The organism is Brucella sp. NBRC 14130, assembly GCF_040371715.1.
Classification (GTDB): Bacteria; Pseudomonadota; Alphaproteobacteria; order Rhizobiales; family Rhizobiaceae; genus Brucella; species Brucella intermedia.
The window spans coordinates 218,464-231,203 of the sequence record NZ_BAABTE010000005.1 but is presented as its reverse complement, the minus strand read 5'-3'; the positions used below and the strand labels follow the sequence as shown (position 1 = coordinate 231,203).

Genomic DNA, 12,740 nt, shown 5'->3' with positions numbered 1-12,740 from the left:
GCTCCCGGTTGCATGCTTCGCAACTGAATATGTGCGCATTAGGGCAACTGATGCATTTGACAGCTTGTGTCCCGGCTTTCTTTAGGGTAGGGCAAGGATGCGTGGGGCCTGTAGCTCAATTGGTTAGAGCTGGCGGCTCATAACCGCTTGGTTGGGGGTTCGAGTCCCTCCGGGCCCACCATTTTTCCTTCAGACAGTTTTGTTGCCATAGCAAAATTCGGGCCGGAACCTCCGCTTGTCCGTGGGACGCCCCGTTTCAAAAACTCGATCTCCGATAGGCTGGTTTCGACAGGATTGGCGCTGCCGATATCGCGTGTTGAAGCCGCCGCCTGCTTCAACAGGTCGGTGGGGCCAGCCATCATCACAAAGTTTCAACAAATTTTAGCGGTTCGTTAAGAAAATAGTAACGCAATGAAACAATTTTTTAAGTGACGTGAACTGGCAACAAATTGGAGGTTTTGGGCGATGAGAAAAAATGCAACCACCGTTGCGCTGGCACTGGCGGGGTTGGTGGTGAGTTCTCTCGCGGCTTCAGCGAAGACGAGTTATCTGGGTGAATTCAGGGATTGGGGTGTTTATCAGAACACCGAACTTGCAGGAAACAAGTGCTATGCTTTGACCGTTCCGGTTAATTTCCATCCAGCCGGTGTGCGGCACGGCGATAATTTCGTGATTATTTCCAAAGCGGACGGACAATACAGCCCGCAACTGGTGATGGGATATCAATTGAAGGCCGATAGTTCGGTCAATGTGATGGTGGACGGCGCACGGTTCCCGTTTTTCAGCGAGGGTAATCGCGCCTGGGCGGAAAATGTCGCCGATGAAGCCAAGCTGATACGCGCGATGCGCGCAGGCAAGACGCTCAATGTCCAGGCCACATCGGCCCGTGGCACACAGACCCGCTATACATTTTCCTTGATGGGGCTCTCAGCCTCGTTGCAGCGGGTGGATAGCTGCCGGTAGCATAAGAAAAAGCCCTGCCGGATGGCAGGGCTTCGACTTGAAATTTCCGGCCTCAGGAAAGCCAGGTCTGACGATTGTACCAATCGTCCAGTTCGGAACGCACACGGTCCTTCTCGATGCCGTAGCGCTCCTGAATCTTGCCTTCCAACTGTTCGCGCCGGCCATTGATCTGGTCAAGGTCGTCATCGGTGAGTTTGCCCCACTGTTCCTTGATCTTGCCCTTGGCCTGTTTCCAGTTTCCTTCAACGCGATTCCAGTCCATTGGTAGTCCTCCGTTCTGGGTTGGTTATGGTTAACTAACGCGACGGAACAGGATTGGTTCAGCAAAAAAATTCAGAATTTTTTGGAAAGCTTCACAGAGCCGCAGGTTAGCGGGCTCGGCGAAGAGTTCATGCCTCTGCGCGGCGGGGCGCGTTCCAGATTGCAGGGCTCGCAATCAGCGTTCTCCCATGTATCCGCGCCGTTTCCATTGCTGCAACGGCATGATGTCCGGCGCTCCTCCGCCCGCCTCGTACCAGGAATCGACGGCCCAACGCTGGCCCTGCCTGTCTTCGATAACCGCTGTCCAGTGCGGGTAGCGGCCGTCAAAGAAGGCCCCGCGGGAAGCGCGCCGCGCGACGGAGTGATGCTTCAACCAGCCTCGTGATTGCAGATAATGCAGGAAGGTGTCGGTATTGGTCGATTCATCGATGCAATCCATCTGGCCCCTGATGCGGGCCTTGCCGAACTGCATTTTCGGCTTGTCGCGGACGCCGATGGTCGCGGTGCTGCGCTGTTCGAAGATCGCAACTGCGGCCCGCAACGCCTTCCGTTCGCCATCCGCGCTTCGACCGCCCGCTTGCAGAAGGCCGCGGATACGCTGTTCTTCCTTCGAGGTCAGCGTAACCTTGGACCGGTAATAACATTCGTAACCGTGGCAGACACTGAAGGTCTGTGCCGAAGCCAGCCCGACCGGGAACACCAAACCCATGAGGACGCCTGTACCCAGCAGTTTTATCAAATGGCCGCTCCGCATTCGATTGAACGAATTTCCGTGCAATTTCAGTAAGATAAATAGACCGAATCTCCAGCTATTCTAGCGGTGCTTGTGGCTTGTGAAAAGCAGGGACGGCTCCAGACGCTCCAGCCCCTGATAGGGATTTGCGTGAATAGCCAGAATCCAGAGGCAGAACGAGGCTGTCAGGGAGTAGATGACGAGCGCTTTCACGCCAGCCCGGACGCGATCGGCGTGGGTAGCGGCGATGGTTATCGCGGTCAGGAATGTCAGGGAAAGCACGAGATACCATTTGTAATAGTCGATGGAGGTCGAACCGACGGCCAGGCGGGTATTGCGTGCGTCCTGCAATTCATCGAAGTCGTTGATGAGCTGCGAGATTACCGGCGAGGGGACGTCGGTGCGGGCCAGATTGATGATCTCGCGCCTTATGTTCTGTAGCGCGGTTTCGACGGAACCTGCCGGCTCGACATTGATCTTCTCGCGCCATTCATCATCGATGACGGCAAGGCGATAGCCGGTGAGGGCGGTTGAGAGCGCAGGCGCGGCCAATATCTCCGCATTGGAAGTTCCGATGAGGCGGGAAATCGCCGAGCGCTCTTCGCTGACGGCCTGATCGGCGCGGGAATTGACGCTCCATATATCCGCCGCGACGAAGCCGAGCGACAAAGCCCAGGCGGTTGCGATGGTGCCGATGAATGCGCCGATCGGAATCGAAAGAACATCGCTGGCTGCGTGTTTTGAAAGCATGTCCAGCGCAAAACGCCCGACCGCATAGAACACAATTCCGAGTATGATGAAGGCACCAAACGACAGATAGATCGGCAGCTCGAAGATAAAGGCCATTTATTCCCCCCTTGTAGCGCTTCCAGTCAATCGGAGCTGCTCCAGCGCATTGTTCTGGCGGATATATTTTCCGAGAGCCGCTTTCTGCTGCGCTTCGATATCCGGCATAGTATCCGCTAATATTAGGGAGAAGTGGTTGAATTTTACTTAGGCCGATGGCCTGTCAATCCGGAGCCTGTTCATTTCCCGTCTTGGGCAGGCATATTGCCAATCGAAACGGGGCGTATAGCAAAACCCGCCGGTCGGGCCGGCGGGTCGAACGAGTGAGATCAAATCTAACGCGATCAGAACGAGACGGAGAAGCCGACGACCGGCCCGTGCTGGGTCACGTCATACTTGAACTTCGCAATCGTATCGTTGTCCTTGTAATCCTGGTAGAGGGCCCGATAACCGACGCGGAACGTCGTGGGAACGTCGAAAACCATCGTGCGGTAACCCAGATAGATCTGGCCGTTGGCACTGAGCTTGGTGCCGGCGCCAAAACCGCCAATGTCGGCTTCCGCGAAAATGTTCCAGCGGTCGTTGATATCATAGAAGACGCGCGTTCCCACGAACGGGTCTGTCCATTCCACCTTGCTCGTTTCGCTGAAGCGGCCAACCTGCAATCCTGCTTCAAGCTTTGTCCAGCGAACGCCGACCGTCGGTTCGATCGCGAAGACGCGCTGGTTTCCGAATAGTGTCGTTCCTTCGAGCTGCTGCTCATAGACGCGATAGTAAGCGCCAGCCGACAGGCTCGCTGTCTTGATGTCGAGAGCAAGCTCATTGTCGCGGAGGCTTTCGTCCTGGCTGGTCTTGACGTACTGCCCGTCAATGAAAAAGCCGAACGTGCCGTTGGTGATATCGACATTGCCCATCACGCCCATATCGAGATTGTCGAAAATCTCGCTGAACGGCATATTCACGTCTGTGCTGCGGCCAAGCAATCCGGCGCTACCATTGAGTGACGCGCCCCAGAGATAAGGGCTGACAATCACCTGCCAGCGCTGCTGGTCCTGAATTTCTGGTTGTGCTGTTACGGCATCGGCCGCGAGCGATGCCGTTGATGTTCCAATTAAAACAGACGATGCTAATATAATACTTCTGTAAAATTTTAACAGTAAATTCCCGTTCTGGTTACGTAATTTTCCGTCTTTCACTGAAAAAACCCCCTCAATTATGTATTAGCATTCCTGATAATACATCGGAATCAAATCTTTCTCCATATATATGTTAATCGATTTGGGAAATAAAATGAAAATTCTTACTTGTACTGGTGTTTGTTCTGTGGATTTTAAACGGGCGTTGCAATTTATTGGTGGGCAGCGCTGCACGGCGCTCTTCTGCCGTTGCTGCCTGAGAGCCAGTCTATCAGCGCAAATGCGCATCTTTCTCGCCAATTGTCGCAAGCTAGTGATGACTGGAATTGCTGCCATTTTTTCCTGCGCTGTTGATAATGATTTCGAGCAGCCAGGGCCTGTGGTCGATGATTTCGGTCAGTTCCTGCAGACCGATCTGCGAACCGGCTTCCTTCAGCAGCGCGTTGGCGTCGGAGGCCGATCCGTTCTTGCCTTCGAGCGCCACGCGGTGTGCCCGGCGGATAAGCAGTTCGGGCTGTGTAAAACTGCTCTCGGCAAGTCTTTTCTCAATTCGGCGCTGCAGTTCTTCCGGAGCAATCATCTGCTGAGTTCCTTCATTCCTGTAAAAGTGCGCAGCCATTGCTGACCGTGATCCGCACCCGGAATCTATGTTGAGATTAAGTTTTTACCACGTGACAATTCGTACAAAGCGATCATGTGGAGAGGATTTTACTGCCGGGAGCGAGGCAGGAGACGGCGGGTGGGTTCGACTTTAGTATCACGGAATAGTAACGAAATATTTCAGCACATCAAATCCGCAAAATTGCCAATTTATTGCCACGCTTTCTCTTGTTTGCATCTCACATGCTACTTACATAGCCGATACGCCTTGGCGGGAAGAGCAGTGGTCAGGTAGAACGGATGCGGGAAGCGGGCTTCGCTTCGCGGGTTCGTTGCGCGGTGTCCATTGCCTGTTTCCGTTTGATAACAATAATAATCCGATGGTTTGCAATGGCCACTCTTCGCTATTTTATCTGGCCCATGGTTTTTACCGTATTGGGTCTCGCAGGTGCCGTCTGGCTCGGTTACGAAATGACCGGCACTTTTGGGGGAATGGTCTCCGTCTTCATCATCTGTGCGGTTCTCAGCGTTCTGGAAATATCGCTTTCCTTTGATAACGCCATCGTCAATGCGCGCATCCTGCGCGACATGACGCCGGAATGGCAGCACCGGTTTCTGACCTGGGGCATTATCATTGCCGTTTTCGGCATGCGCATCATCTTCCCGCTCGCCATCGTCGCGGTTGCCATGTGGACCGATCCGATCTCGGCGCTGAAACTCGCCATCTGGCAGCCCGATGAATATGCCCGCGTGATCTCGGAATCGCACACCGGCATCGCCGCCTTCGGCGGCACGTTCCTGCTGATGGTCGGCATGAAGTACTTCTTCGATGTCGAAAAGGATGTGCACTGGATCAAGGCCATCGAAAGCCGCATGTCGAAGTTCGCTTCCGTGCAGGGAGTGGAAATCGGGGTCGCAATCGCGCTGATCATCTTCTTCTCCTACCAGCTGGATGCCGAACATTCGCACACATTCCTGATTGCGGCGCTGTTCGGCCTTCTGACCTTTCTGGCTGTCGAAGGGCTGGGCGAGGTGCTGGATGCGACGCAGGAACAGATGGACATGGTCCATCGCGGCGGTCTTGGCGCCTTCATCTATCTGGAAGTTCTGGATGCCAGCTTCTCGTTCGACGGTGTTATCGGTGCCTTCGCGCTCACCACGAACCTGTTCATTATCGCCATCGGCCTCGGCATCGGCGCCTTCTATGTGCGTTCGCTCACCATCATGCTTGTCGAGCGCAAGACGCTTGGCCAGTACCGCTATCTCGAGCATGGCGCTTTCTATGCAATCCTGGTTCTGGCGGTCATCATGTATGTCCAGACACTGGTGCATATTCCGGAAGTCATCACCGGCCTTATCGGTGCGGCCCTGATCGGTCTCTCGTTCATGTCTTCGCTGCGCTACAACCGGCTCAATCCGAACTGGCAGGAAGAAGCTGAAGAGGTCACAGGGCATTAGAGCGGTTCCTGTTCTGAAGAATCGCCGGAACCGCTCTAACTATTTGTTTTATCGCATTATCCAACGCAAAACCGTTTCACACTTTTGCTGGAAATGCTCTAGCCTTGCCTCGTGCAGTCTGAACAAAGGGGCAGCTTACGCTGCCCTTTTTTGTTGGTCTTGACCGAATCGCCGGAGTTGAGGACCATTGATCATTGCGATGGGTTTCGCAATTTGCCGCGGGTCGTCTCGAATGCAGCGATGCGGCTTCACTGGGGAGGGCACGTTTCCATGGTCGTTACACGGTTGAGCAAGACCGCCTTCGTGGCGGCAATAGCCTTTTTCGCAACGCTGGTTTCGTTCGGCAATATCACCGATTACGATACCAATTTCGCCTTCGTGCAGCACGTTTTGATGATGGACACGATCTTTCCCGATGCCACGATCAAGTACCGTGCCATCGATAATCCGATGCTGCACAATGCCGCCTATATTCTGATCATCGCGGCGGAAACGCTGACGGCGATCCTGTGCTGGATCGGGGCTTTTGCCATGCTTGGCCGCCTGACCGACCGGGCGGCGAGCTTCAACCGCTCCAAGAAGTGGGCCATTGCCGGCCTGTCGCTCGGCTTTCTGGTCTGGCAGGTCGGCTTCATGTCGGTCGGCGGGGAATGGTTCGGCATGTGGATGTCGCAAACCTGGAACGGGATCGAATCCGCGTTCCGGTTCTTCATCACCATCATCGCCGTGCTGATCTTTATCGCCATGCCGGACGGCGAGCTAGAGTAAGTGGGATGCCGAAACAGGCTCGTCGATCAGTTCGACGCCAGCCTGTTTCATCCTTTCGAGCATGATGTCCATCGAGCCGTTGAGGTCGATGCCGCGGCAGGCATCGAGACGGACGCGCACCTGAAAGCCTTGGGCCACGGCATCCAGCGCCGAATAAGCGACGCAGAAATCGGTGGCGAGGCCCACAAGGGTGAGCGAGCCGATATTGCGTTCGCGCAAATATCCGCCAAGGCCGGTCGGCGTTTTATGATCGTTCTCGAAGAATGCTGAATAGCTGTCTATGCCGATGCGAAAGCCCTTGCGGATGACGAGCTGCGCCCGCGTCCATTGCAGGTCCGGGTGGAAATCCGCTCCGTGGCTGCCTTGTACGCAATGGTCGGGCCAGAGCGTCTGCAGGCCATAGGCCATTTCGACCGTATCGAAAGGCCTGGCGCGAGGGTGGGTCGAAGCAAAGCTTGAATGGTTGGCGGGGTGCCAGTCCTGCGTGAGGATGACGTTTTCGCTTTCCTCAATCAGCCGGTTGACGGTCGGAATGATTTCATCGCCGCGATCGACCGCCAGCGAACCGCCGGGGCAGAAATCATTCTGGACGTCGATAACCACAAGTGCATGACCGATCATGAAACGCTCCCGCTTGGCTTGCTTTGCAACCAGATATAGAGCGCATCCTGAAAAGTGGGAACCGGTTTTCGGGCAAGATGCGTGCCACGGCAGGAGCCGGAGCGGTTTCGCGAGGCCTGCAATAAGCCGCGTTCTGGTATAACATCGGCAAGGGTGCTACGGACGAGCCAGATCAGACACCAGACAGGAAACCACCATGACAGATGTAATCGTCCGCGACAGCAATGGCACCCAATTGAATGACGGCGATTCCGTCACGCTCATCAAGGACCTGAAGGTGAAGGGAACCTCCACCACATTGAAGCGGGGAACGCTGGTCAAGGGCATTCGCCTTACCGGAAACCCGGCGGAAGTCGATTGCAGCACCAAGCAGGTCAAGGGATTGGTGTTGCGGACCGAGTTTCTGAAAAAAGCCTAGGCCTCTTCCAGAGCTCGTGCTGTGACTGCAAGGTCAGGCATCGATCTCCACGCGGCCGCGCGGGCGGCTGCAGCAGGCGAGGATATAGCCCTCCGCGATCTCGTCATCGCGGATGCCGCCATTGTGGTTCATTTCGGTCTCGCCGCCGAGGCACTTCACCTTGCAGGTGCCGCAGATGCCGAACTCGCAGGCGCTCGGAATCTTGAGCCCGCCATTGCGTGCCGCAAGCAGGATCGTGTCGTTTTCCGTGCATTCCACTTCCACGCCGGAAAGGCTGAAGACGACGCTGGCGGACGCTACCGCCGGGGCGGCGGGGGCTGCCGCAGCCGTCTCGGAAAGTGTTGAAGGCACCGGCACCGACGAAATCTCGCTTGCCGGATTAAAGCTTTCCTGATGGTAGTTGGCCATGTTGAAGCCGGCATCTTCCAGCAGGCCGCGCACACCGTTCATGAACGGCTCCGGCCCGCAGCAGAAAACCGTGCGGTGCAGGAAATCTGGCGCAAGCAGTTCGAGCCGGGCGCGGTCGATGCGCCCGTGCAGGCCCGGCCAGACATGGCGCGCCGAGGATTGCTCGACGATAAAGGCCAGCCGCATGGCTTCCATGCGGCCCGAAAGCAGTTCCAGCTCCCGGCGGAAAATGATGTCGTCCGGCGTGCGGGCGCAGTTGATGAAGGCGACGTCGGTGGCAGGCGCACAATCGAAGAGCCAGCGGGTCATGGAGACCATCGGCGTTATGCCTGAACCGGCGGAGACGAAGAGATATTTTTCGCCGGGATGGTTGGCGAGCGAGAAGTCGCCATTCGGCCCGTAAGCCTTGATCTTCATCGGCGGGCGCAGATTGTCGAGCATCCAGCGCGTGCCGATGCTGCCCTTCTGCGCCTTGACGGTGACGGAGATATGGTAGGGACGGGAAGGGGTCGAGGACAGCGTATAGGTCCGCAGCACCGGCCCCAGCCCGTCGGCCCGTTCAATCGGCAGTTCAAGGGTGACGAACTGGCCCGGCGTATAGCGGAACCAGTTGTCCTCGGCAGTCTTGAAGGAGAAGGTCATGACGTCTGGCGCTTCTTCGATGGCCGAAATGCATTCCAGCATCTGCAACCTGTCGTTCCACGGCAGCATCTCATCCAGATATTTCAGAGGCTGCATGGCCTTCTCACTTCTCGCTTCGTATTACGGTATCAGGCGACGCGGCTAAGCTTTGCCGCTTCGCCACGCAGGCGCGGCGTCATTGTGTTGGTGTACCATTCGAGGAACTGCATCACGCCGCCTTCATGTTCGACCGAGTAAGGGCCGGGCTGATAGGCGGGCGACCGGATGCCGACGGCGTTTTCTTCCACGATCTGCCGGTCCTGATCGTTTGTCTGTATCCAGACATGGGTCAGTTCGTCGAGATCGTAATCCACACCTTCAACAGCATCCTTGTGAACGAGCCATTTGGTGGTGACAAGCGTTTCCTCGGCGCTGATCGGCAGAACGCGGAAGGAAATCGCGTGGTCCGCCATCAGATGGTTCCAGGTCGACGGATAGTTGAACAGCAGCATGGCGCCGATATTCGTGCCGCCAGCCACCTGATCGCTCAGATGCTTCTTCACCGCCGCCTTGCCGGACATCGTGTAGCTCACCGCGTCGCGCAGGAGCGGGATGCGGGTGATGCGATAGCGGCCGTCTTCCGACATGTTGAATTGTGCTGGCAGGCCGACGCTGGCGCAGTTCTTCCAGAGCTGGTTGATCTCCGGATCTTCCATGACGCCCTGCACGCCGGTTGCCGACGGCGCTTCTGGATAGGTGCGGCAGAGTTCGGGATGGTTGGCGGCGCAGTGATAGCACTCGCGATTGTTTTCCCAGACGAGCTTCCAGTTGCCCTTCTCGATGATCGAGCTTTCGAAGGCGACCTTCGCGTCCTTGATGTTGTGCGGTGCGAGATAAGGCTCGACCAGATTGCGGAAGGAAGCAAAGTCGGGGGCTTCGTCGGCCACGCAGACATAGATATAGCCGGCGACGGTTTCACAATGAACCGGCTTCAGGCCGTATTCGGCTGGCTTGAAGTCCGGGCCGACCTGACGCGCGAAGAGCAGGCGTCCGTCCAGTTCGTAAGTCCACTGGTGGTAGGGACAGACGAGCTTCGCGGCAGTGCCCTTTTCGGCAGCGCAAATGCGCGAGCCGCGATGGCGGCAGGAATTGTGGAAAGCACGAATGCCGCCCTGCGCGTCGCGAACGATGACGACAGGGTAAGCGCCGATCTGCACGGTCATGTAGGAACCGGTCTTCGGCAGCTCGCAGTCGTGGCCGACAAACAGCCAGTCCTTGTAGAAAATGTTGTCCAGATCCTGCTTGTAATATTCAGGATCGGTGTAGAATTTCTGCTCCAGGCTGAAATTGGGGTCGCGCCCGGTCAACAGCCCCAGCATTTCGTTGCGAACGTCCATAGCCTCGAACCCTTGCTTTCCATCTTGATCGGCCCTTCTGCTGTTCTCGCAGCGACTATGGCTCGATCCGGTGTTCCCTTTGTCTTCCGGAAGCACGGCTTGTCCCGTTATCTCAATGGCTTGCCCACATCTCCCGAGGTCTGTGAACTGGCTTCCGTTATCCTGATTCAATCACTGAACTATTCTAAACGCGCATTGGGATGCGACATGGTTTTCGCGTAAAGACGACACGCCAAAATGTCGCTTTTGCGGCGCAGCCAGATCATCGCAAATGTGTGTTACATGCGCCTGCGGAGCGTTTCCGGGATTGCAAATTGGTTTAAAAGCCAGTTACCACGTCAACCATATCCCAATTGTTTCATTCCATGGGAGGCTCGGTGGCCATGAAACGTTCTGAAATCAACGAAATCATCCGCGAAAGCGACGCATTCATCCGTTCTTTCGGCTATGTCATGCCGCCCTTTGCCTATTGGTCGCCCGAGGAACTGAAGGCACGCACCTCGTCTGATGCGCGTGCAATCCGCGATGCGCGTCTCGGCTGGGATATTACGGACTACGGACAGGGAAAGTTCGCCGATCTCGGACTGTTCCTCTTCACCACGCGCAACGGCAATGCCGAGGACCTCAAGCGCGGCGGTGGCATGCTCTATGCCGAAAAGATCATGATCTCGCGCAAGAACCAGCTTTCCCCGATGCATCGCCATGTGGTGAAGGCGGAAGACATCATCAATCGTGGTGGCGGCACGCTGGTGCTCGAACTGTTCAATTCGCGGTCCGACGGCAGCGTGGACAAGGAAACCGACGTGACGGTTGCAACCGACGGACGCCTTGTGACGCAGAAGGCCGGCGCTCACTTGAAGCTTCAGCCGGGTGAAAGCGTGACACTGCTGCCCGGCAACTGGCATGCCTTCTGGGGCGAGGGCGGTGACGTGTTGATCGGTGAAGTTTCGACCGTCAATGACGACCTGACTGATAATATTTTCCGCGAGCCGATCGGCCGCTTTTCGAATATCGAAGAAAACGAGAAGCCGCTGCATCTGCTGGTGTCGGACTACGACAAATGGCTGTGATGCTACCGATATTTCGGTTCTGGCAGCCTGCAAATGGTGTTGTTTGACGCTTCCGGTCCGCATGTAACTTTAAGTGAACGATGCTCCGGTTCTCTAACGCCTCCATTTCCGGCAAACCGGAGCCGGAATCTCATCAGGCTCTCGCGAATGCAAACTGAAGGACTGAACATATGAAGCTGGCGATGATCGGAACGGGCTATGTGGGGCTGGTTTCGGGTGTGTGTTTTGCCGAATTCGGCTTTCACGTCACCTGCGTGGACAAGAATCCGTCGATCATCGAACGGCTGAAGGCCGGTAAGGTCACCATCTTCGAGCCGGGTCTCGATGAATTGATGACCCGCAACATTCGCGATGGCAGGCTGGAGTTCAGCACTGACCTTCCGGCAAGTGTCGCGGATGCCGATGTCATCTTCATCGCGGTAGGCACGCCATCCCGTCGCGGCGACGGCGAGGCGGATCTGCAATATATCGAGGCTGCTGCGGACGAAATCGCTGCCGCCATGAAGCCCGGCGCCGTCGTCGTCATCAAGTCGACAGTCGTAGTCGGCACCAATGCGCGCATACGCGACCGCATCAAGGCCGCCAATCCGGGTGTACCGTTCTCGATGGTGTCCAATCCGGAGTTTCTGCGGGAAGGTTCGGCGATCGAGGATTTCATGCGACCCGACCGTGTTGTCGTCGGCGTGGAGGACGAGCGCGGCAAGGCCGCAATGCAGCGCCTCTATCGTCCGCTTTACCTGCGTGAAACACCGATGGTCGTCACCTCGCTGGAAAATGCCGAAATCATCAAATATGCGGCCAATGCCTTTCTGGCCATGAAGGTGACTTTCATCAACGAGGTCGCCGACCTTTGCGAGAAGACCGGCGGCAATGTGCAGGAAGTGGCTCGCGCCATCGGTATGGATAATCGTATTGGCTCCAAGTTCCTGCATGCCGGACCGGGTTTCGGCGGATCGTGCTTCCCGAAAGATACGCGCGCCTTTGCTGCAACCGGCAAGAAATACGAGGCGCGTCAGTCGCTGATCGAGCAGGTTATAGCGGTCAATGAAACCCGCAAGCAATCCATGGCGGAACGGATCGTGACCGCCGCCAAGGAGAGCGGTGCGGACAGGGTTGCTGTTCTAGGCGTCGCCTTCAAGCCGAACACCGACGATATTCGCGAGTCTCCCGCGCTCGACATTATCGCGGCCATTCAGAAGGCCGGAATCAGGGTTCAGGCGCACGATCCGGAAGCTATGGACGCGGCCCGGGCGGTGCTGCCCGATGTTGTCTGGTGCAATTCAGCCTACGAAGCTGTAGAGGGGGCGGGTGTCGTGGCTCTGCTGACGGAATGGAACGCCTATCGTGCGCTCGATCTGAAACGGGTGGCGGGTGTCATGGCCGGAAATGTGCTGATCGATCTGCGCAATGTCTACAAGGCCGAGGACATTGCCGGTACCGGGCTTGACTATCGCTCAGTGGGCCGGACGCTGAGGGCCTAAAAACAATAATTCTGAACCG

Annotated in this window: 14 protein-coding genes and 1 tRNA gene; 8 read left to right on the top strand and 7 right to left on the bottom strand. The window is 56.6% G+C overall.

The window, feature by feature from the left end:
* Positions 1-104: 104 nt before the first annotated feature.
* Both ABWW28_RS12205 and ABWW28_RS12200 read left to right on the top strand, forming a co-directional pair.
* Positions 105-181: transfer RNA gene (locus ABWW28_RS12205), tRNA-Ile, on the top strand.
* Between the two features lie 284 nt (positions 182-465).
* Positions 466-963, top strand: coding sequence for an invasion associated locus B family protein (locus tag ABWW28_RS12200; RefSeq protein WP_353391071.1), 498 nt, complete (start codon positions 466-468; stop codon positions 961-963).
* 52 nt (positions 964-1,015) lie between these two features.
* Here the strand turns inward: ABWW28_RS12200 and ABWW28_RS12195 are convergent, their stop codons facing one another.
* From ABWW28_RS12195 to ABWW28_RS12180, 4 genes are all read right to left on the bottom strand, one after another.
* Positions 1,016-1,225: a CsbD family protein gene (locus tag ABWW28_RS12195; protein ID WP_006467262.1), complete on the bottom strand. Its 210-nt coding sequence runs from the start codon at positions 1,223-1,225 to the stop codon at positions 1,016-1,018.
* Positions 1,226-1,399: 174 nt separating this feature from the next.
* Positions 1,400-1,960: a hypothetical protein gene (locus ABWW28_RS12190; RefSeq protein ID WP_353391153.1), complete on the bottom strand. Its 561-nt coding sequence runs from the start codon at positions 1,958-1,960 to the stop codon at positions 1,400-1,402.
* Between the two features lie 78 nt (positions 1,961-2,038).
* Complete coding sequence (locus tag ABWW28_RS12185; protein ID WP_021586913.1) at positions 2,039-2,803, bottom strand: bestrophin-like domain; 765 nt, start codon at positions 2,801-2,803, stop codon at positions 2,039-2,041.
* A gap of 284 nt (positions 2,804-3,087) precedes the next feature.
* Positions 3,088-3,879 (bottom strand): hypothetical protein, encoded by a 792-nt coding sequence (locus tag ABWW28_RS12180; protein ID WP_376780803.1) that lies wholly within the window; start codon positions 3,877-3,879, stop codon positions 3,088-3,090.
* Positions 3,880-4,033: 154 nt separating this feature from the next.
* Here ABWW28_RS12180 and ABWW28_RS27610 point away from each other — a divergent pair, with 154 nt between their 5' ends.
* The 3 genes from ABWW28_RS27610 (at position 4,034) to ABWW28_RS12165 (ending at position 6,705) form a co-directional block, all read left to right on the top strand.
* Positions 4,034-4,504 (top strand): hypothetical protein, encoded by a 471-nt coding sequence (locus ABWW28_RS27610; RefSeq protein ID WP_155268892.1) that lies wholly within the window; start codon positions 4,034-4,036, stop codon positions 4,502-4,504.
* 365 nt (positions 4,505-4,869) lie between these two features.
* Positions 4,870-5,937 carry a DUF475 domain-containing protein gene (locus ABWW28_RS12170; RefSeq protein ID WP_021586909.1) on the top strand — a complete coding sequence of 356 codons (1,068 nt, stop codon included), beginning with the start codon at positions 4,870-4,872 and terminating at the stop codon, positions 5,935-5,937.
* Positions 5,938-6,207: 270 nt separating this feature from the next.
* On the top strand, positions 6,208-6,705 hold the full coding sequence (locus ABWW28_RS12165; protein ID WP_021586908.1) for a DUF2165 family protein: 498 nt from the start codon (positions 6,208-6,210) through the stop codon (positions 6,703-6,705).
* Here ABWW28_RS12165 and pncA read toward each other — a convergent pair.
* Positions 6,697-7,326, bottom strand: a complete 630-nt coding sequence (gene pncA / locus ABWW28_RS12160; RefSeq protein WP_021586907.1) for a bifunctional nicotinamidase/pyrazinamidase — start codon at positions 7,324-7,326, stop codon at positions 6,697-6,699. The genes ABWW28_RS12165 and pncA overlap by 9 nt on opposite strands.
* A gap of 196 nt (positions 7,327-7,522) precedes the next feature.
* Here pncA and ABWW28_RS12155 point away from each other — a divergent pair, with 196 nt between their 5' ends.
* The gene (locus ABWW28_RS12155) at positions 7,523-7,744 is read left to right on the top strand and encodes an alkylphosphonate utilization protein (RefSeq protein WP_006467255.1); all 222 of its coding nucleotides are present in this window, start codon (positions 7,523-7,525) and stop codon (positions 7,742-7,744) included.
* 33 nt (positions 7,745-7,777) lie between these two features.
* On the opposite strand, the gene ABWW28_RS12150 is transcribed toward ABWW28_RS12155, so the two are convergent.
* Both ABWW28_RS12150 and ABWW28_RS12145 read right to left on the bottom strand, forming a co-directional pair.
* Complete coding sequence (locus ABWW28_RS12150; RefSeq protein ID WP_006467254.1) at positions 7,778-8,890, bottom strand: FAD-binding oxidoreductase; 1,113 nt, start codon at positions 8,888-8,890, stop codon at positions 7,778-7,780.
* Positions 8,891-8,922: 32 nt separating this feature from the next.
* Complete coding sequence (locus ABWW28_RS12145) at positions 8,923-10,170, bottom strand: aromatic ring-hydroxylating oxygenase subunit alpha (protein WP_021586906.1); 1,248 nt, start codon at positions 10,168-10,170, stop codon at positions 8,923-8,925.
* A gap of 383 nt (positions 10,171-10,553) precedes the next feature.
* Between ABWW28_RS12145 and ABWW28_RS12140 the strand changes: the two genes are divergently transcribed.
* Both ABWW28_RS12140 and ABWW28_RS12135 read left to right on the top strand, forming a co-directional pair.
* The gene (locus tag ABWW28_RS12140; RefSeq protein WP_021586905.1) at positions 10,554-11,240 is read left to right on the top strand and encodes a D-lyxose/D-mannose family sugar isomerase; all 687 of its coding nucleotides are present in this window, start codon (positions 10,554-10,556) and stop codon (positions 11,238-11,240) included.
* Positions 11,241-11,410: 170 nt separating this feature from the next.
* Positions 11,411-12,721: a UDP-glucose dehydrogenase family protein gene (locus ABWW28_RS12135; RefSeq protein ID WP_021586904.1), complete on the top strand. Its 1,311-nt coding sequence runs from the start codon at positions 11,411-11,413 to the stop codon at positions 12,719-12,721.
* The last annotated feature ends 19 nt before the right edge of the window (positions 12,722-12,740 follow it).